An 18379-nucleotide genomic window follows, 5' to 3' on the forward strand; every position below is an offset into this window, starting at 1 on the left:
CGATTGATGCCGGGATGCTCGGGGTCAACGTCGGGGTGCCGGCGCCGATGGCGTTCTTCCCGTTTTCGGGCTGGAAGGATTCCTTTTACGGCGACCTGCATGCGAACGGCAAGGACGGCGTGGAGTTCTACACCCGCAAGAAAATGGTGACCGCCCGCTGGTAATCGCACAGCTTCAGCCCAATAGCACAACCCCAGGACTGTCTTCTCTTTCCTTTCTATTCTGAGAGAGGAGAAGGCAGTTTTTTTTCTATAAAACGACAACAGGAAGGGGATTTTTATGCCCGTATTAACAACAGCACAAGCAATCGTACGTTTTCTGGAGCAGCAGTATATTGAATGGGACGGCGAAGAAATTCCGTTTGTAGATGGAATGTTTACAATATTTGGTCACGGCAACGTTCTCGGTCTCGGCCAGGCTCTATCTGAAGCAAAACGGCTCCGGGTCTACCAGGGAAAAAATGAGCAGGGCATGGGACATGCAGCAATATCATATGCTAAGCAGAATAATCGCAAACGTATCATTGCCTGCACGTCTTCTGTAGGACCTGGCTCTGCCAACATGGTAACAGCAGCGAGCGTAGCGACGGTAAACAACATCCCTCTGCTCCTTTTTCCGGGAGACATCTTCGCAAGCCGCCAGCCGGACCCGGTACTGCAGCAGGTGGAACAGCCTCATGACTTAACGCTTTCCACTAACGACGCGTTCCGCCCGGTAAGTAAGTTCTGGGATCGTATTACACGACCTGAGCAGCTGATGAGCTCCTTGATTCAGGCGATGCGTGTGCTGACAAATCCGGCAGACACCGGGGCAGTTACTGTGTCCGTGCCACAGGACGTTCAGGGGGAGGCCTATGACTTTCCGGAATCATTTTTCCAGAAGCGTGTTCACCGCATCTCGAGAAAAGTGCCGGATGAGCGTTCGGTAAAGGAAGCAGCGGCTTTAATCCGGAGCAAAAAGCGTCCGTTCATCATTTGCGGCGGGGGTGTCCGCTATTCCGAGGCAGGAGAAAGCCTGAAAAAAATGGCCGAGGCCTGGAACGTGCCGATTGCAGAAACGCAGGCCGGCAAAAGCGCGGTGGAAAGCACGCATGAATGGAATGTCGGAGGTCTTGGTGTAACCGGTAACCTGGCAGCGAACACGCTCGCTCCGAAGGCGGACGTCATTATTGCAGTAGGCACACGCCTGGCTGACTTTACGACCTCCTCGAAGCAGTTGTTCCGGGATGAAAATGTCGAATTTATTTCAATCAACGTATCGGAATTTCACGGAATAAAAATGGATGCCTCGCCGTTAATCGGTGACGCGCAGGCTGTAATCGATGCTCTTGTAAATGAGACCGGGGACTACACGTCTGAATTTAAAAACGAGACCGAAGAGGCGAAGGCCGCGTGGGCCAAAGAAAAAGAACGCCTTTATTCTGTGCGCTATACGGAAGAAGGCTTTACGCCAGAAATTGCCGGTCATCTTGACGAGGAGCTGCAGGAGTACCGTAAAGTGCTGGGCACGGACCTGGCCCAGACAACCGCGCTCGGCGTTGTGAACCGGGAGATCGATGAAGACGCTGTAGCCGTTGGAGCGGCCGGAAGCCTGCCTGGTGACATGCAGCGCCTGTGGGAGTCGAGCCAGAAGTACCGGTACAACATGGAGTACGGCTATTCCTGCATGGGCTATGAAATTTCCGGAGCGTTCGGGGCCAAGCTCGCAGAGCCCGATAAAGAAGTATACGCCATGGTCGGAGACGGCAGCTTTTTGATGCTGCACTCGGAAATGATTACAAGCGTGCAGGAAAACAAAAAGATTAACGTGATGCTGTTTGATAATTCCGGCTACGGCTGTATTAACAACCTGCAGATGGGCAATGGCATGCAGAGCATCGGAACCGAATTCCGTCATCGGGATGAAACAGAGGATGAAATGTGCGGAAGCGTCATGCACATTGACTATGCCAAGGTAGCTGAAGGCTACGGCTTGAAAACGTACCGGGTGACGACAGAGGAAGGATTGAAAGAAGCTATTGCTGATGCGAAAAAGCAAACAATGTCTACGCTGATTGACGTAAAGGTACTGCCGAAAACAATGACCGGGGATTATGAATCCTGGTGGCACGTCGGCGTTTCGGAAGTTTCTGAACGAGAAAGTGTACGGGAAGCTTTTGAAGATAAAGAAAAGCAGCTGCAGCAGGCCCGCAAATATTAGATGGTTAAAAGCGCTCAAATCCCTGGCTTTGAGCGCTTTTTCGTATAGAAAGCCAGCTTTTTGATAAATCGCTTACACTTTTTCCGTTTACCCCTTGAATTACCCGAAAGGAAACGATAGTATAAACATAAGTTAAGCGCTTACTCAAAAACAATTATAATAACCATAAATAATAGTGCAGGAGGTTTTGGAACGTGAAAAAAGTTAAGGTAGGAATACTGGGAGCTGGGCACATTGCCGCTGTTCATGCTGCTCTTTTAAAAGAAGACGAGCGGGTCGAAATCATTGGTATCGCCGATATTTTTGAGGATAAAGCGAAAGAACTAGCCGCAGAAGCCGGTCCAGACGTGCGTACAGCGGGCTCCATCGAAGAGCTGATTGCGCTAGGCGTGGATACTGTCTATGTCACCACGCCAAACACGATGCATGTCAGCCCGGTTCTTCATTGTTTAAAGAATAATGTAAACGTATTCAGTGAAAAGCCGATGGCGACCTCGGAAGAAGAAGCAAGGCAGATACGTGATGCCGCACGGAAATCCCAAGCCTGCTATAACCTCGGCATGAACCGCCGCTATGCCTATGTGTACAAAAAAATTAAAAGCTACATGGATTCCGGACAGCTTGAGGCGTACTCTGCCCATTTCAAAATGAACCGGGGAGAGCTGCTGCATCCTGCCTGGACGTCTGATCCGGCGAAAACCGGAGGCTTTTTATACGAAACACCATTTCATTTGATGGATCTGTGCCGGTTTTATTTCGGTGAGGTGGAAAAGGTGAAATGCGAAGCAACACGGGCTGTGTCCGAGAGCGAACTGGATAACTTTGCGATCCTTTTGACCTTTGAATCCGGAATGGTCATGACATTCAATACATTTGCCCACTCGGGATGGAGCTTCCCGTTTGAAGCAATTGAAATTTACGGAAAATACAGTACGGCAACGACCGCAGAACTCGAAACTGTGAAAATTGCCTGCGGCCTTGAAGGAGAAATTGATTCCTCTGACTACCACTTGATGCCTGTCAGCAAAAAATGGGGTTATGAAGAAGAAGACCGCCTGTTCATTGACGCCTTAGTCAACGGTACAGAACCACCGGTAAATGCAGAGGAAGCTTACAAGTCAACCTTCCTGCTGACAAGCATTTATGAAAGCGCTAAAACCGGTGAAGAAATAAATATTGCCGAGCAATTAAACAAAGTTCTTTCTTAGAGTAAAGAAAAAAGGGGTGGCACAGAAGCCCTAGAGAAGAGCAGATAAAAGACAGGCGGGCAATAAACACACAGGAGGTGCACAAATGGCACAAAATGATATTAGAGTAGCGGTGCTCGGACTTGGGCGGCTGGGATTGTTCCATGCAAGCAACATGATGAACAAAGTGAAAGGAGCCGAGCTGACGGTTGTTTGTGATCCACTCGCCGAACATGCCGAAATGGTGGCTGAACAGCTTGGGGTGGGACGCTGGACATCTGATCCTGAGGAAGTGTTTGCTGACGAAAACGTGGATGCAGTGGTAATTGTGACGCCGACGAGCACCCATGCTGACATGATTATAAAAGCAGCACGCAGCGGTAAGCAGATTTTCGTGGAAAAACCGCTGACCTCCACTGTGGAAGAAGCGGACGAAGTCATCAAGGTGATAGAAGAGACCGGCGTTGTCTGCCAGGTCGGCTTTATGAGAAGGTACGATCCTGGTTTTCATGATGCCCGTGAACGCATCGATGCCGGCGAAATCGGAAAGCCGATTTATTTTAAAGGCTTTTCAAGAGACAGCGGCTCCCCGCCCGCTTCTTTTATAAAAAACAGCGGCGGCATATTTCTAGACTGCTCGATTCATGACTATGACATGGCGCGGTATTTGATGGGCTCTGAAATTTCTTCTGTTTCCGGACATGGCCGTATTCTTATTAATTCATTTATGGAGGAATACGGAGACGTCGATCAAGCCATCACGTATTTGGAATTTGAAAACGGAGGCGCCGGGGATGTGGAAGCAAGCAGAACCTCCCCGTATGGCCATGACATCCGGGCAGAGATCATCGGCACTGAAGGGGCCATTTTCGTCGGATCGCTGCGGAACAGTGATGTGACGGTTCAAAGCAGCACCGGAAGCAACCATGAAATTGTGCCAAATTTCCAGACAAGGTTCCGGGAGGCATATGTTCTTGAGCTTGAGCAGTTTATTAAATGCGTTAAAGGCGACGAAGAGCCGAGGGTTACTTCACTGGACTCCAAGATCAATATGCAGGTAGCGCTTGCGGCCACCGAATCGTTTAAAAACAACGGCGAACGCATTTACATGAAGGATGTGCACCAGGACAAGGTCTATACCGACTAAAGCAGAGGCAGAAAGTATAATAACACTATTAAAAGAGGGGTGCAGCAAATGGCGGGACTTGGAAATTACGAGTTTCATCTCGGAATTGCAGCTATCAGCTGGGTAAATGATGACATTCCAGGGCTTGGAGACCACTATTCGTTAGATCAGATTCTAGGCGAAATGAGGGAGATCGGGTACGAAGCGACTGAAATGGGGCGCACCTTCCCGCGTAATCTCGAGGAATTAAAAGCGATTCTCGGGAAACACGAGGTCACGCTTGCCAGTAAATTTGTCGGAACCCAGTTTTCCAATCTGCAGCATAAAGAGCAGGAAGTCCGCGATTTCGAGGAATGGGTCCGGTTTTTAAAAGACATGGAATGCGAATATGTGATTGTCTGTGAAATGGGCAACTCGATGCACTGGGATAGAGACGATCCAGATAAAGCAAAAATTACGGCACCATCAGAGGCGCAGTGGCAGAGCATGGTGGAGGGACTGAATGAGGCTGGGCACATCGCGAAAAAATACGGCCTGGAGCTCGTGTATCATCCGCACGCGGGTACGATTGTAGAGCAACGGGAAGACGTGGACCGTTTAATGGCAGAAACCGATGAAGATGCTGTGTCACTGCTGTATGATACCGGCCACGCTTTTTTTGGCAACTATGATCCAATGGATCAGCTGACCCGTTACTACGACCGTATTAAGTATGTACACTACAAAGATGTCCGTGAAGATATTTGGAATAAAACAATTAAAGAGAATCTGACGTTTCGGGAGGCTGTGCTTGAAGGGCTGTTTACCGTGCCCGGAGATGGCTGCATTGATTTTGAGCCTGTCCTTGAAGAATTGATGAAGCGGGGCTACCGGGGCTGGACAGTAGTAGAAGCAGAACAGGACCCGGACGTTGCCCCTCCGTACAAATATGCAAAAATGGCGAAGGATCATTTGGATGAAACGATGGAAAAAGTTCAGGAAAAATACGGGGAAAAAGCCGGCAGATAAGCGAGCGAAAGCATTTCGAATAAATCGGAATGCTTTTTTCTGCTGCTGGGAGGACTTTCATAAAGGCTTTCAGGTTACAGGCTTACATGAAAAATGTGAAAAGAAAAGGCCCTCCCGGTGGATAGGAAAGAACGGAGGAATTATAATAAACGAAACGACAAAAATGAGGAAGATAAAATGAGACCAACAATTTATGACATCGCGGAACGGGCAGAGGTTTCGATCGCTACGGTGTCAAAGGTGATCAACAACAAAGGAAAAATAGGAGAAAAAACAAGACAGCGGGTGCTCGCCATTATGGATGAGCTCGATTACCAGCCAAGCACAGTGGCTTCCGCTCTTACCGGAAAGCAGACGAATACGATTGGCCTGCTGGTTCCTGATATTGCGAACTCCTTTTTCGCCGAGCTTGCAAGAAGCGTGGAGGATACAGGACATGCAAGCAGCTTCAATGTCGTTATATGTAATACCGACAATAATCCGGAAAAAGAAATTCAATATTTATGGTGGCTGAATCAAAAACGGGTGGACGGCATTATTCTGGGCACTGGGATACAGAATTCGAAAGCGCTGCAGGATTTTATGAAACAGAAGATACCCCTGGCGCTGGTGGCAAGAGACGCCTCGACAATTGACGTGGACACAGTGCTTGTCGATGACTACCGGGGCGGATACGAGGCGACGAAGCATCTGCTCACGGCCGGCCACATCCGGATTGCTTTTGTTGTAGGCGAAATGAACAACTCGAGTGATACCGAACGGTTAAAAGGATTTTACGAAGCGTATGACGAACACGGAGTAAGCCGGGAAGAAGCGGTAATTGTAAAAGACAATAATTCAATTGGCGATGCTAAAAATTCTATGCGTCAGGCCCTGCAGAATGATCCCGCTATCACCGCAGTGTTTGCTTTGAACGACTTTCTGGCAATCGGCTGTATCCAGGCAGGCAAGGAAGCGGGACGCCGGGTGCCGGGGGATCTGTCGGTTGTCGGCTTTGACGATACATTTATTGCTACGTTGAGTGACCCGCCGCTGACTACAGTAGCGCAGCCTATTCTTGAAATGGGGCGGCTGGTAACCCAGATGCTGATCGACCGGATCGGAGGTAAAAACGAAACGACGCGGACTATTATACTAAACCCCGAACTGCACGTCCGTGAGACGACCGCAGGCATAAAAGAAGCAGAAAGGGATGTGACTGGCTCATGAAATATAACATGCTCGGAAAAACCGGTGAAGAAGTCTCTGTCGTAGGTGTTGGAACCTATCAGTTCGGCGGGGAATGGGGCAAAACTTTTACCCAGAAAGAAGTAGACGGACTGTTTGAAGCGGCAAGGACGGAAGATATTAACTTTATTGATACGGCCGAATGCTACGGAGACCACCTCGCAGAAGAATTAACCGGTGCCGCCATTCAGAAAGACCGGGATCAGTGGTTTGTGGCCTCCAAATTTGGCCATCATTTTCACGGACCAAACGACCGGACCCGGCACTATAACCCGGAAGATGTGCAAAAGCAGCTCGAAGCCTCCCTGCGGGCGCTCCGTACAGACTATATCGATCTTTATCAATTCCACTCCGGAACAGACGAGGAATTCCAGAATGACAGGCTGTGGACGATGCTTGATAAACAGAAAAAAGCCGGCAAGATTCGCCATATCGGCCTTTCGGTAAAGAAAAAGGATTATATGGACCAAATCAGGCAGGCGGAAGCTGTCGGTGCAGAAACGATACAGCTGGTATATAACCGGCTGGATCGCAAAGCTGCAGAGGAAGCATTTCCGGAATGTGACCGCCAGCATCTGGGGGTTATTGCCCGGGTACCAATGGCGAGCGGTTACTTAAGCGGAAAATATACACCAGGGGCCTCCTTTGCAGAAGATGATGTTCGCCATCGCCGCCCGCAGAATGAACAGGAAGCCGCTCTTCAGGAGGCGCTGCGGCTAAAGGAAACTCTTCCAGACGACGTCCCCCTCCCGCAATGGGCACTTGCCTGGTGTTTATCCAATTCAAGCGTTCATGCAGTCATCCCTGGCTGTAAAACGCCGGAACAGCTGGTAAGTAACGCTAAAGCTGTTGATCTTCTTGATAATAAAGACATCTCCCTGTTTACTGTTTAATTGGAGCAATCGATGCCTTTTCCTTCGCAGGAAAGGGCGTTAATTATATAAGGAAAGAGAACCGGTGAAAAAGTCTTTCAAAGCAAAGCTGTTGTTTCTTTCGGGAAGCATGCGGGAATAAGGAAGTAGCAATTCATAAACAGGAAGGGTGATGGGGCGTGGCAGAAGTAGAATACTGGAAACAGTTTGTAGCAGAACCGCGTACGCTTGAAGCGTCAAAAACAGAAGTGACAGACGTATTGAAGGTTTGGAAAGACGGGGAAAAAGATACGGTGGTGATGGTGGATGAAGACAGCCGTCCGATAGGTGTTCTCGATGAAGCAAAGGTATGGAATCACATTTATAAAGAGAAGAGCCTTAATAAAAAAATTAAAGACGGGTGGATTTTAGAAGTTTCCCAGATTACTGAAGGCCAAATTCCGGAATCATGGGAGCAGCAGTATCCGCCAATCGCCGTTGTAAACAAAAAAGGAAAAGTAACTGGAGTCTGGACGGAAAAAGCTTTAAAAGAGCTACATACTTCTGAAACGTCCTCCTCGCCCACCTTCCGTCCATCCATTGCTTCTTTCCGGCGTATCATAGGAGAAAATGAAGAGGTTCACCGTGCCATTCAGATAGCAAAACGGGCAGCGAAAACGAAAACCCCCGTCTGGCTTTCCGGAGAAACAGGAACAGGCAAGGAATTATTTGCCCAGGCCATTCACCAGGAGAGCGGCAGAACAGGGGAATTTATAGCGGTGAACTGCGCCTCCATCCCCGATGCCCATCTTGAAGAAGAGCTATTCGGAAAAGAAGTACCCATGCAGCCTGAGTACGGGGCTGTCGGTTTACTCGAGGCAGCTCACGAAGGTACGTTGTTTCTCGATGAAGTAGGCAATATGTCCATGGCTATGCAGGCAGCCCTGCTTCGCGTGCTTGAAGATTCATATGTGCGTAAAGTCGGCAATGCTGCTCCGATTCCGGTGAACATGAAGATTATCTCTGCTACTAATGAAAATATCGAACAGCTGGTAGAGGAGGGCAGGTTCCGCCGGGATTTATACTACCACCTGCACGTAATAGCAGTAAGCCTGCCGCCGCTTCGGGACCGGATTGAAGATCTTCCGCTTCTTGTGGAATACTATAATACACACTTTTCCACCGAATTGGGCGTGAAGCCGCTAAAAATAACGAATAAAGCCATGGAAGCCATGAAGCAGTATGGATGGCCGGGCAATATCCGGGAATTGATGAACGTTATTGAACAGCTCGCTGCTATGCACGACGGAGGAAAAATACGCACCGAAGACCTCCCGCTCCCTTCTGTAACAGCACGCGAGTCTGCTGCTTTGGCTCAGGAAACCAAAACTGAACGTACGGGGGCTGCAAACTGGAAAGATCAGAAATCGGCCCAGGAACAGGCGATGATTAAGCAGGCACTTGAAGAAGCAAACGGAAATAAAACAGAAGCTGCTAAAAAACTTGGGATTCACCGGACCACCTTATACAAAAAAATGCGCGACCACCAGATGTAATAAAAAGAAGCAGGAGCGCTCCTGCTTCTTTTTATATGGAAAATTATAGAGAGCTACGCCTTATTTTCTTCGTAGACGTAAACTGATGAAAGCCGGAAATATAAAAACAACGCCCCAATGGTCAGGAGTATAATAGCTGCTGTAATTTGATATAAATACTGGTAGCCGACCGCATTCACTAACAGGCCGAGAACAAAGGACCCGAGGGCGATGCCGGAGTCGAACATGATAAAAAATGTAGCAGTAGCGTGCCCGCTTCGATGCGGCTGGGCTGCCTGAATAGACATCGTTTGAAAACCGGGGAGAAGCGTGCCGTATCCGAGGCCGATCAACGCAGCAGATAACAGCAGCATCCAGCCGGTTGTAGTGAAGCTGAGCGTTACGAGGCCAATGGCAAAGATCAACAGACAGGGGTACAGTACCGTCCCCGGTCCGCGCGTGTCAAATAACGGTCCGGCCACCGGCCTCGAAGCGATGACCACAGCAGCGAACACAAGAAAAAAGAAACTTGATACTTGAATCAGGTTCATTGCTTCAGCAAACAGAGACATATACGAAATAACGCCGGCATAGGAAAAAGAGGCAAGCAGTCCGATCGACGCGATTGGAAGCGCCCGCAGTTCAATAAAGTCATGAATGGACAGCTTCTTTTTACCTGGCTGCGGAGATGCCGGGATGCCCGGATCGCGGGCAATGGCTGCACACCAGACCCCGATAATCATAAATACGCCAAGGAGCGTAAACAAAAGGGTGAAGGGGGCAAACTGGATCAGCGTAAGCCCGATGAACGGACCGATGACGACCGCGACATTCATGGAGGTCGTAAAATAACCGAGGCCCTCTCCGCGGCGCTCGTTCGGAATGACGTCGGCAGCGATAGCTCCCGTAGCTGTACTTAGGACACCAAAAGGAATGCCGTGGACAAATCGCAGCAGCAGCAGGCCGCTGTATGTATCAACAAAAAGATATAAAAAAGTACAGACAACAAATGCAGCAGCACCCCAGACCAGCGCCCGTTTACGTCCGATTTTCTCCATAATTTTTCCGGCAAATACCCGGGTGATAATCGTAGCAACGAGCATTATCGTAACGACGAGTCCGCCCTGGGCGCTGGTGCCTCCGAGACTGCCTGTGACAAAGAGGGGCAGCGTCGTTAACAGGGAATAGAATACGGTGAAAACCATGAAGTTGGTGATTGTTATACTGATGAAATCCTTCGTCCAGATGGGATGATCATGACGGCTCATCGTTCTAGGCTCCTTTCGTTCGTCATTTTTTGAAGCAGGGAGTAAAGAGCTTCCCGTTCCCGGGCTGAGAGCTGATCAAGAGACCGCTTTTCTGCTTCGGCGACTTGTTCCTTAATGCCCGGAAGCGCCTGCTTCGTGTCAGAGGTAAGATGAATAATCTGCGTACGGCGGTCTGTGCCGGGGCGTTTTTCAACCCAGCCGTTACGCTCCATTGTGGCGATCGTACGGGTGATCGTCGGGGCTTCCACCTGCAGGTATTTCCGCATATGTGCCTGGGTGGCCGGCCCGCCTGTATCGAGCATATACATAATCATATACTGTGCATGGGAGAGGCCAAACGGGGCAAGGGTGTCGTTTAACGTGTTCGAGAGCATACGCGAGCGCTGATGGATCATATGGATAAGCTGGTCTGATTCCATAGAAAGAAAGCTCCTTCTGAATTTAATTAGCATGCTAACCAATTTCAACTGTACCAGTATACGAATAAACATTAAGAAGGTAAACCCTGGAAGCGGTTGCTTGCACTAAAAAAATTAAATAAAGCGTTTGCAATTTGAAGGTGTATCTTTTAGAATGAAATAAATCGTTTTACTAAAACGTTTTATCAGGAGGGTAGCTATGCGTAAAAATGTAACGCTGCGTGATGTGGCAAAAGAAGCAAATGTCTCCATAAGCACCGTTTCCCAGTTTATGAACGGCCGGTTTACATACATGGGCGAAGAAACAAAAGGGCGCATCGAACAGGCCATCGCTCAGTTAAACTACCGTCCGAATGCTATTGCCAGGGGGCTCAAACAGCAAAAAACAACAACAATCGGCGTTATTATCGCAAACGTAGTACATCGGTTTTCCACTCTGGTGGTCAGAGCGATCGAAGATATGTGCATTAAATATAATTATCACGTCATCATTTGTAATGCGGATGACGATGAAACGAAAGAAAAACAGTACATTGATATGCTGATGGCAAAGCAGATTGATGGAATGATTATTATTCCGAGCAGCCAGGACCGGAAAAATTATGAAGACATTCTAAGCTATCAAATTCCTTTAGTATTTCTGGACCGAACGGTAGAGCAGTCAGAAGCCCCTTCTGTCGTTGTAAATAATTACAAGGCTTCGTACGAAGCGGTGAGGCATTTAATCGACAGAGGGTACCGCAACATCGGTTTTATCGGCCCGGAGCTGAAAATGAATACGAGAAAAGAACGGTTCCGCGGCTTCGAAGAAGCGCTGCGGACAGCGGGCATTGCTGAAAATGAAAAGCTTATGTACCACGGAGAAGTAAACGGAGCCCAGAAGGCTTTAAGCGCCATGCTGAGCCGGCAGCAGAAGCCGGACGCGCTGTTTATCTCCAACGACCGCATGCTCGTAGAAGCACTGACATTTGCTAAAACATACGCACTCAATATTCCTGAAGATCTTGCCCTGGTGACATTCGATGAAGTGGAATACGCTTCTTTCTTTTCTCCCTCGCTGACTACTATTGAGCAGCCAGCTTACCAAATGGGGGAAGAAGCAGCGGAGCTTTTACTGAAGCAGGTAAACGACGGAGTGCCGGCAGAGGAACTAAGCCGGGAATATGTACATCGGACAACTTTTCATGTAAGGGATTCTACTGAAATAAAAGCATAAAAAAGGAGGTTTTAAGCAATGAAAAAAGTAAGCGTTACCATGATGGCACTGGCAGCTGGAGTGATTGCCGGCTGCAGCAGCGACAGCAATGATAACACGGCCGGCGCTGAAGAAAGCGTTCATTTAGTAGCAGCCACTCAGCTTGATAATCAGAGTCCCTATGCCGTTGGCTTAAGGGAATTTAAAGAAGTGGTAGAAGAAGAAAGCGATGGCAGTGTAACGGTGGAAGTACACACGAATGGTTCGCTCGGCGGGAGTGAGGCAGAGCTTGCCCAGAGCGCAGAGACCGGCTCGGTGGACCTGGTGGTGGCCTCCCCCGGTTACCTGGCCCAGAAGGTAAAGGAAGTAGATTTTTTCTCTATTTTGTATCTCTTTGAAGACCGGGAGCACTGGGAACGGGTGGTAGATGGTGAAGTAGGTGACGAAGTGGCCCGGGTGACGGAAGAAAAATCAAATTTTAAAGTGCTTGATTACTGGTCGGCAGGCACACGTAATTATTACGGCACCCAGCCGGTAGAAACGCCGGAGGATCTGGAAAATAAAACGGTCCGGACCCAGGATTCGCCGGTGGTGACAAACACATGGCAGGCACTTGGGGCCCAGCCGACGAGTGTAGCCTGGAATGAAATGTACCAGGCGCTTCAGAACGGCCTGACGGACGCGGCAGAAAATGATTTTACCAATATTTATTTAGCAAGCCATTATGAAGTAGCAGATCATTTATCCCTCACCGAGCACGACGTTACGACGCGGGTGTTTTTCACCACCCAGGATGTTTATGATGGCATGAATGCTGAACAAAAAGAAGCAGTCGATAAAGCTGTCCGGGAAGCTACTGAAACGGCGCGTGCTACTGATCAGGAATTAGCCAGCGATTACAGGGAAAAGCTGCAGGAAGAAGGCATGGAGATCAATGAGGTAGATAAAGAAGCCTTTACAAAGCAGACGGAAGAGGTACGTAAAGAAGCAGTCGATAACCTGGGGATGGAAGAAGAATATGAGAGAGTCCAGGAATTAAAGGATGAATAGGAGGGCGAGAACATGAGAGCCTTTATCGATCAAATACAGCGAGTGTTTTTGTGGGGAGGGGCAGCCGCTTTTTCCATTTTCTTTATATGTGTCGCTATGCAGGTAATGACCCGCTATATCCCCGGCATCGCCTTCCTGTGGTCGGCGGAAGTGGCCACCTATTCCTTTATATGGATGGTGCTGCTGGGAGCAGCAGCAATGGTGAGAGAGCGCCAGCATTTTACCGTAAGCATTCTCCTGGAAAAGCTTTCCGGTAAGTATCTGCTTGCGCTGCAGATAGTCATTCATTTCTTTTTAATCCTGTTCGGCCTTGCATTTGTAATCCACGGAGTGCAGATTACAGCCCAGTTCACCAGCTGGACGCTGAACTACCTCCCGGGAGTAAGTCAATTCTTTATTTGGCTTCCAGTACCGGTTGCCGGGGCAGGCATCATGCTGTTTGCATTTCAGAATGCGATGGACCACTGGAAGCACTACCAAAACATCGTGGAGGTGAATAAAAAATGATAACCGCTATTGGACTAATACTGCTCTTTTTAATATTAATGGTTCTGGGCGTCCCAATTGCGTTTGTGATTGGCATTGTCAGCTATGTCGGCTTTCTCGTCATGGGAACCGTGCCGCTTGAGTCTGTCATCCAGCAGATGTTTGTCGGATTGAACTCCTTTATTCTGCTCGCTGTGCCGCTGTTTATCTTTGCGGCAAATATCATGAACCGGGGAAAGATTTCCGAGAGGCTCATTCAATTTGCAGTTTCGCTTGTTGGCCACATCCGCGGGGGCCTGGCTCACTCCAACGTAGTGGTTTCTATGTTTTTCGGAGGCATATCAGGGGCATCTACGGCGGACACGGCCGGGGTAGGGAAAATCCTGATCCCTAACATGAAAAAAGAAAAGTACAGCACAGAGACGTCGGTGGCTGTAACGGCCGCATCTTCCACGATGGGGATGATTATCCCGCCATCTATTCCAATGGTGATTTACGGGAGCCTGGCCGGAGTATCGATTGGCCAGATGTTTATCGGCGGAATTATTCCGGGACTGTTGATTGGCATTGGCTTAATGCTGTTTATATTAGTGGTTTCTAAGAGAAATAATTATCCGAAGCATGACCGGCTCGACACAAAAGCGATTGTTAAACATGGTATCCGGAGCTTTCCGCCGCTCCTTACGCCGATTATTATTTTAGTCGGCATCATGGGCGGGTTCGTCACACCAACTGAAGCGTCGATCATTGCCTGCATTTACTCGTTTATTCTGGCGTACTTTTTTTATAAAAGCATCCGCCTGCGGGACCTTCCGGACATTGTTATTGAAACATTAAAGCTCAGCTCGCTAACGCTGTTTGCGCTGGCTACCGCTACCTCGCTTGGGAGGCTTATCAGCTATAACAATATTCCGGCCCACATTTCATCGTTTTTCCAGGAGTCGGTGCCGTATGCGTGGCTGATGATTATCCTGATCATCTTATTGTTTTTATTTGTCGGCATGTTTATGGACACGGTCCCTTCGATCATTTTATTTGTTCCTATTATTCTGCCGGCGGCGTCAGAGCTCGGTCTCGACCCGATCCATGTCGGCATTGTCGTTCTCATGTGCCTCGCTGTAGGCCTGGTGACACCGCCGTACGGACTGTGCCTGCTGCTTGCAAGCGCGATCGGCGGGCTTTCCATCAGCCGTTCCTTTAAAGCGACAATTCCGTACATCGGCATGATTATGATTGTAATTTTAGTAATCGCATTCGTACCAGGCATCTTCATGTGGCTGCCGAATGCATTTGAATAAGAATGGAGGCAGCAAAGATGCAGGACGTCCTTACAATTGGAGATGCAATGATTACCATGAACCCGAAGCAGCGGGGACCGATGCGGTTTACGACGGAATTTGAAAGAAGAATAGGCGGGGCCGAGCTGAACGTGGCTGTCGGCTGTGCCCGTCTCGGCCTTCAGACGGGGATGATCACCCGCCTAGGCCGCGATGAATTCGGCCGCCATATTCTGAACACGCTGCGCGGTGAAGGGATTGACATGTCGGGAACAGCACTTGAAGAACACTACGCCACTCCCGTGAATTTTAAGGAAACACTTGAAAACGGAAATGGACGTACGTTTTATTACCGTTTCCCGTCGCCTACAGAGGAACTAACAGTACAGCACATTAAAGAACAGCTGAGCAAACAGCCCAAGGTGTTTTATATGACCGGGGTGTTCGCCTCGCTACGGCCAGAAAACGTGGAAATGCTTCGGGAAGCGGCCCGCTTTGCAAGAGAGCAGGGAACTCTTACAGCCATGGATCCGAATATCCGTTTAAAGCTGTGGAGCAGGGAAGCGGCTGGAGAAGCGATCCGGTCACTGCTTCCATACGCTGATATTATGCTGAGCGGCAAAGACGAAGCAGACATATTGTTTGGCGGCCAGTCCATCGAAGAGCATATCGCTTCGTTCCAATCGTATGGCATTGACCGCATCATTATTAAAAATGGAAGCGAAGGCGCAGCGGGGAAACACGGAAGCAGCAAAACCGTGTATCAACCGGCGGAAAAAGTTGAAAAGGCAGCCGATACCGTAGGTGCAGGAGACGGCTTTAATGCTGGCTTTTTATACGGGCTGCTGCAGGGCTATCCGCTGGAAAAGGCGTTGAAAATTGGCTCGGTGGCGGGAGCAAAAGTGGTACAGGTAGCAGGCGATAACGAAGGGCTGCCGCTGCTGGAAGAAGTGGAAGCAGCGCTTGGAAACGAAGAACGCGTGGAGCGTTAAAGGAGGAGCTAATGAAAATTCAGCTGGCGTTGGACCGGTTGCCATGGAACGATTGTTTTAAGATCGTTCATCAAACTGAAGCATACATTGATTGGATTGAAATAGGCACTGGGGTTATTAAAGAATACGGTATGGACATTGTCCGGCAGATGAAAAAGGAATACCCGGATCAATTGCTGGTGGCAGATATGAAAACGTGTGACGCAGCAAGGGCAGAAACAATCCAGGCCTTCGAAGCAGGCGCAGACGTCACAACAGTAATGGCTTTTGCTCCGGATGCTTCGATTCAGGCTGTGCTTGAAACTGCTGGAGAATACGGGAAAAAAGCTTTTGTGGATTTGCTGAATGTGCAGGACAAACAGCGTCTCGATGAACTCGACAAGTTTGGTGTCCGCAGCGCTTCCCTGCACATAGGTAAAGATATGCAGCGGGAAAATGCCGGTGACAACGACTATTATAGGCTGCTGCAGGCATTTCCGCACTGGGAGGTGTCGGCGGCCGGGGGGCTGCAGGCGGAAACTCTTTATAAAATTAAAGACGCGCGTCCGGACGTCATTATTATCGGAGGCGCCATCACGAAAAGCGAAAACCCCCGGCAGACAGCCGAACAAATACGATTGGAGGCAGACCGGCTATGAATACAGAACAAGTATTAAATACAATTTCCCGGGAAATAACGGAGGTTATGGGAAACGTACATGCTGAAGAAGTCGAAGAGGCTGCTTTACGGCTGAACCGCGCCCCGGCAATTTTTGTAGCCGGCGAGGGGCGCTCGGGTCTCGTTGGGAAAATGTTTGCGATGCGTCTCATGCATAGCGGCTATAACGTGTTTGTCGTGGGGGAAACCATTACTCCTTCCGTGGGAGAGGGGGATTTACTTGTAGTATTATCCGGTTCGGGAAATACTTCGATTCTCGTCCACACGGCGGAGCAGGCAAAAAAAAGCGGGGCAGAGCTTCTCGTCTGCTCGACCAACCGCGAATCATCCCTGGGAAAGATTAGTAGTGCTTTTATTGAAGTACCGGCAGCAACAAAAAAACGGCTGGAGCACGAGCCGGGAACGATTCAGCCGCTGGGAAATCAATTTGACCAGAGCCTGCATTTAATACTGGACGGCCTGATTATTGCTGCTGTCCATGCAGGCGGGAACGCTGACTATGAAAAGATGGCGAGGCGCCATTCCAACATGGAGTAACACATATGTAACAACCGGTCCGGCCAGAAGCCGGGCCGGTTATTTTTATGAAGAAGGTCTATTCGTCACTCTGCTGCTCATAGCGGCGTTTGTATTCCCAGAACCCCGGGACTTCAGGTGGTTCATACGTGAGTATTTTTTCAATGCATTTTAGGCGGAGCTCCTGTTGAAGATCCTCGCGTTCCTGGTAGGAAGTCTGGCGCAGTGCCTGCTGAATGAAAGGCTCAAATTTTTGAAGCTCTTCGTAAAGTGCTTCTTCACTCATGCGCTGGGCTTTTGTTGTGCGGTTGTTAGTCATCATGCATTGGGTCCTCCTTTTTTGGTGAAGAGCATGCCAAACGTGTTACTTCCCGCCGCAGGTGCTCAATGCGTTGCTCAATTCGTAAAAGCAGGTAGAACGTGACCACGATAGGAAAGCCGACATTAGCAAGCAGTTCGACGACAGCACTGGAATCAATAATATGCATTACCGTCCCCCCTATTTCCCGGCATAAAGACGAAGTGTCTTCAGGCCTTTCCGGTGGGCGTTTGACACTGCCTGGCGGCTGACTTGAAGGTGATTGGCAATGTCTGTGTCCTTCCACCCGGAGCTGTATTTTTTAGAGAAAATCCACTGCTGGTACGGCGTCAGCGAACGAAAGCCGAGCCAGATGGAATAATGGTGCAGCTCTTCCTCCAGGCTCTGTTCTTCGATCCGGCTGGAAAAAGGCCCGGCTTCTTCAAACATCTCCTCCTGGTCGGATAAAGGCGTACGCTGCTGGCGGCGGCGATGATAGCGATCGTAGCGGACTGCCTGCCAGTGCAGGGTTTTTAACATATAGGCCCGCCAGATTACATCCTGGTAATACCGTTTAAAAGACAAATCGACGGCTTTGTAAGCCCAGGCAGCCTCCTCGTTCAAAGCCTGCTTTAATAATTGCTGATGCACAGAATCCTCCAGGAATTCCCGAATAAGCCTGGTGCGCAGAAATGAATGATTTTTCTTTCTGAAGGTTTCCCAAGTTTCTTTTTTTGAATCAGCGTATGATGAATGTGTCATAGATGCCTCCTCTCCTTGCCCCTGTTGTTTGTAAAAGACATCTCGAAGATAAAAAGTAAACCATTTATACGAACGTTTGTTCTTATATTTTATACGAAAGCTTTTCATTTAAACAAGAAAATACTGAAATTTAAATTATTTACAGGTTAAGTCCTGTTAAAAAAGACTCATTGGTGGCGAGAGCATAAAATAGTTTGTGTAAACGATCGATCACCAAAAAAGGAAGTCCTTTTCTAGTAGAATGAAGTTACCGACCACATCCACAGAAAAGAGGACTTCCCTATGAATAATTTTACTACAGATATTGCTCACGCTCTAGTCCAAC

20 protein-coding genes are annotated in these 18379 nt (G+C 48.9%); 15 read left to right on the top strand and 5 right to left on the bottom strand.

Going from position 1 to position 18379, the window contains the following annotated elements; all coding sequences use genetic code 11:
* From CHL76_RS15765 to CHL76_RS15800, 8 genes are all read left to right on the top strand, one after another.
* Nucleotides 1-164, top strand: a 164-nt coding sequence (locus CHL76_RS15765) for an aldehyde dehydrogenase family protein (protein ID WP_143747456.1), incomplete at its 5' end; no start/stop codon positions are given.
* 115 nt (nucleotides 165-279) lie between these two features.
* On the top strand, nucleotides 280-2199 hold the full coding sequence (gene iolD, locus CHL76_RS15770; RefSeq protein ID WP_094909083.1) for a 3D-(3,5/4)-trihydroxycyclohexane-1,2-dione acylhydrolase (decyclizing): 1920 nt from the start codon (nucleotides 280-282) through the stop codon (nucleotides 2197-2199).
* Between the two features lie 194 nt (nucleotides 2200-2393).
* The gene (locus CHL76_RS15775; protein WP_079474623.1) at nucleotides 2394-3407 is read left to right on the top strand and encodes a Gfo/Idh/MocA family protein; all 1014 of its coding nucleotides are present in this window, start codon (nucleotides 2394-2396) and stop codon (nucleotides 3405-3407) included.
* Between the two features lie 85 nt (nucleotides 3408-3492).
* Nucleotides 3493-4533: an inositol 2-dehydrogenase gene (iolG, locus tag CHL76_RS15780; RefSeq protein WP_079474624.1), complete on the top strand. Its 1041-nt coding sequence runs from the start codon at nucleotides 3493-3495 to the stop codon at nucleotides 4531-4533.
* Nucleotides 4534-4581: 48 nt separating this feature from the next.
* Complete coding sequence (gene iolE / locus CHL76_RS15785) at nucleotides 4582-5520, top strand: myo-inosose-2 dehydratase (RefSeq protein WP_094909084.1); 939 nt, start codon at nucleotides 4582-4584, stop codon at nucleotides 5518-5520.
* A 177-nt stretch (nucleotides 5521-5697) separates the two neighbouring features.
* Nucleotides 5698-6729 (top strand): LacI family DNA-binding transcriptional regulator, encoded by a 1032-nt coding sequence (locus CHL76_RS15790; protein WP_079474626.1) that lies wholly within the window; start codon nucleotides 5698-5700, stop codon nucleotides 6727-6729.
* Nucleotides 6726-7640: an aldo/keto reductase gene (locus tag CHL76_RS15795; protein ID WP_094909085.1), complete on the top strand. Its 915-nt coding sequence runs from the start codon at nucleotides 6726-6728 to the stop codon at nucleotides 7638-7640. The genes CHL76_RS15790 and CHL76_RS15795 overlap by 4 nt, the downstream gene beginning before the upstream one ends.
* 158 nt (nucleotides 7641-7798) lie before the next feature.
* Nucleotides 7799-9154: a sigma-54 interaction domain-containing protein gene (locus tag CHL76_RS15800; protein WP_094909086.1), complete on the top strand. Its 1356-nt coding sequence runs from the start codon at nucleotides 7799-7801 to the stop codon at nucleotides 9152-9154.
* Nucleotides 9155-9207: 53 nt separating this feature from the next.
* Here the strand turns inward: CHL76_RS15800 and CHL76_RS15805 are convergent, their stop codons facing one another.
* Nucleotides 9208-10401 carry an MFS transporter gene (locus CHL76_RS15805; protein ID WP_079474629.1) on the bottom strand — a complete coding sequence of 398 codons (1194 nt, stop codon included), beginning with the start codon at nucleotides 10399-10401 and terminating at the stop codon, nucleotides 9208-9210.
* Nucleotides 10398-10820: a MarR family winged helix-turn-helix transcriptional regulator gene (locus CHL76_RS15810; protein WP_158219211.1), complete on the bottom strand. Its 423-nt coding sequence runs from the start codon at nucleotides 10818-10820 to the stop codon at nucleotides 10398-10400. Before CHL76_RS15810 ends, CHL76_RS15805 begins: the two co-directional genes overlap by 4 nt.
* 199 nt (nucleotides 10821-11019) lie before the next feature.
* Between CHL76_RS15810 and CHL76_RS15815 the strand changes: the two genes are divergently transcribed.
* From CHL76_RS15815 to hxlB, 7 genes are read left to right on the top strand one after another with little or no spacing between them, the layout of a single operon-like run.
* The gene (locus CHL76_RS15815) at nucleotides 11020-12036 is read left to right on the top strand and encodes a LacI family DNA-binding transcriptional regulator (RefSeq protein WP_079474631.1); all 1017 of its coding nucleotides are present in this window, start codon (nucleotides 11020-11022) and stop codon (nucleotides 12034-12036) included.
* 18 nt (nucleotides 12037-12054) lie between these two features.
* Nucleotides 12055-13065, top strand: coding sequence for a TRAP transporter substrate-binding protein (locus tag CHL76_RS15820; RefSeq protein ID WP_079474632.1), 1011 nt, complete (start codon nucleotides 12055-12057; stop codon nucleotides 13063-13065).
* A 12-nt stretch (nucleotides 13066-13077) separates the two neighbouring features.
* The gene (locus tag CHL76_RS15825; RefSeq protein WP_079474633.1) at nucleotides 13078-13572 is read left to right on the top strand and encodes a TRAP transporter small permease; all 495 of its coding nucleotides are present in this window, start codon (nucleotides 13078-13080) and stop codon (nucleotides 13570-13572) included.
* Nucleotides 13569-14849, top strand: a complete 1281-nt coding sequence (locus CHL76_RS15830) for a TRAP transporter large permease (RefSeq protein ID WP_079474634.1) — start codon at nucleotides 13569-13571, stop codon at nucleotides 14847-14849. The genes CHL76_RS15825 and CHL76_RS15830 overlap by 4 nt, the downstream gene beginning before the upstream one ends.
* A 17-nt stretch (nucleotides 14850-14866) precedes the next feature.
* Entirely contained in the window at nucleotides 14867-15820 is a 954-nt protein-coding gene (locus CHL76_RS15835; protein WP_079474635.1) for a sugar kinase, read from the top strand.
* An 11-nt stretch (nucleotides 15821-15831) separates the two neighbouring features.
* Nucleotides 15832-16458: a 3-hexulose-6-phosphate synthase gene (gene hxlA, locus CHL76_RS15840; protein ID WP_079474636.1), complete on the top strand. Its 627-nt coding sequence runs from the start codon at nucleotides 15832-15834 to the stop codon at nucleotides 16456-16458.
* A complete protein-coding gene (hxlB, locus tag CHL76_RS15845) occupies nucleotides 16455-17015 on the top strand; it encodes a 6-phospho-3-hexuloisomerase (protein WP_079474637.1) in 561 nt (186 codons plus the stop codon). The genes hxlA and hxlB overlap by 4 nt, the downstream gene beginning before the upstream one ends.
* Before the next feature lie 58 nt (nucleotides 17016-17073).
* Here hxlB and CHL76_RS15850 read toward each other — a convergent pair whose 3' ends face one another.
* The 3 genes from CHL76_RS15850 to CHL76_RS15860 are packed head-to-tail and all read right to left on the bottom strand — an operon-like array spanning nucleotide 17074 to nucleotide 18054.
* The gene (locus CHL76_RS15850) at nucleotides 17074-17313 is read right to left on the bottom strand and encodes a helix-turn-helix domain-containing protein (protein ID WP_233133495.1); all 240 of its coding nucleotides are present in this window, start codon (nucleotides 17311-17313) and stop codon (nucleotides 17074-17076) included.
* Nucleotides 17306-17482, bottom strand: a complete 177-nt coding sequence (locus CHL76_RS15855) for a YvrJ family protein (protein ID WP_079474638.1) — start codon at nucleotides 17480-17482, stop codon at nucleotides 17306-17308. The genes CHL76_RS15850 and CHL76_RS15855 overlap by 8 nt, the downstream gene beginning before the upstream one ends.
* A gap of 11 nt (nucleotides 17483-17493) precedes the next feature.
* Nucleotides 17494-18054 carry an RNA polymerase sigma factor gene (locus CHL76_RS15860; protein ID WP_079474639.1) on the bottom strand — a complete coding sequence of 187 codons (561 nt, stop codon included), beginning with the start codon at nucleotides 18052-18054 and terminating at the stop codon, nucleotides 17494-17496.
* Nucleotides 18055-18379 lie beyond the last annotated feature (325 nt).

Source organism: Marinococcus halophilus (genome assembly GCF_002265875.1).
Classification (GTDB): domain Bacteria; phylum Bacillota; class Bacilli; order Bacillales; family Marinococcaceae; genus Marinococcus; species Marinococcus halophilus.

Coding starts and splice junctions, on each gene's coding strand:
- CHL76_RS15825 (WP_079474633.1), top strand. CDS start 13,078: ATGAGAGCCTTTATCGATCAAATACAGCGAGTGTTTTTGTGGGGAGGG.
- hxlA (WP_079474636.1), top strand. CDS start 15,832: ATGAAAATTCAGCTGGCGTTGGACCGGTTGCCATGGAACGATTGTTTT.
- CHL76_RS15795 (WP_094909085.1), top strand. CDS start 6,726: ATGAAATATAACATGCTCGGAAAAACCGGTGAAGAAGTCTCTGTCGTA.
- CHL76_RS15855 (WP_079474638.1), bottom strand. CDS start 17,482: ATGCATATTATTGATTCCAGTGCTGTCGTCGAACTGCTTGCTAATGTC.
- CHL76_RS15815 (WP_079474631.1), top strand. CDS start 11,020: ATGCGTAAAAATGTAACGCTGCGTGATGTGGCAAAAGAAGCAAATGTC.
- iolD (WP_094909083.1), top strand. CDS start 280: ATGCCCGTATTAACAACAGCACAAGCAATCGTACGTTTTCTGGAGCAG.
- CHL76_RS15860 (WP_079474639.1), bottom strand. CDS start 18,054: ATGACACATTCATCATACGCTGATTCAAAAAAAGAAACTTGGGAAACC.
- iolE (WP_094909084.1), top strand. CDS start 4,582: ATGGCGGGACTTGGAAATTACGAGTTTCATCTCGGAATTGCAGCTATC.
- CHL76_RS15820 (WP_079474632.1), top strand. CDS start 12,055: ATGAAAAAAGTAAGCGTTACCATGATGGCACTGGCAGCTGGAGTGATT.
- hxlB (WP_079474637.1), top strand. CDS start 16,455: ATGAATACAGAACAAGTATTAAATACAATTTCCCGGGAAATAACGGAG.
- CHL76_RS15835 (WP_079474635.1), top strand. CDS start 14,867: ATGCAGGACGTCCTTACAATTGGAGATGCAATGATTACCATGAACCCG.
- CHL76_RS15805 (WP_079474629.1), bottom strand. CDS start 10,401: ATGAGCCGTCATGATCATCCCATCTGGACGAAGGATTTCATCAGTATA.
- CHL76_RS15830 (WP_079474634.1), top strand. CDS start 13,569: ATGATAACCGCTATTGGACTAATACTGCTCTTTTTAATATTAATGGTT.
- CHL76_RS15850 (WP_233133495.1), bottom strand. CDS start 17,313: ATGACTAACAACCGCACAACAAAAGCCCAGCGCATGAGTGAAGAAGCA.
- CHL76_RS15790 (WP_079474626.1), top strand. CDS start 5,698: ATGAGACCAACAATTTATGACATCGCGGAACGGGCAGAGGTTTCGATC.
- CHL76_RS15810 (WP_158219211.1), bottom strand. CDS start 10,820: ATGGAATCAGACCAGCTTATCCATATGATCCATCAGCGCTCGCGTATG.
- iolG (WP_079474624.1), top strand. CDS start 3,493: ATGGCACAAAATGATATTAGAGTAGCGGTGCTCGGACTTGGGCGGCTG.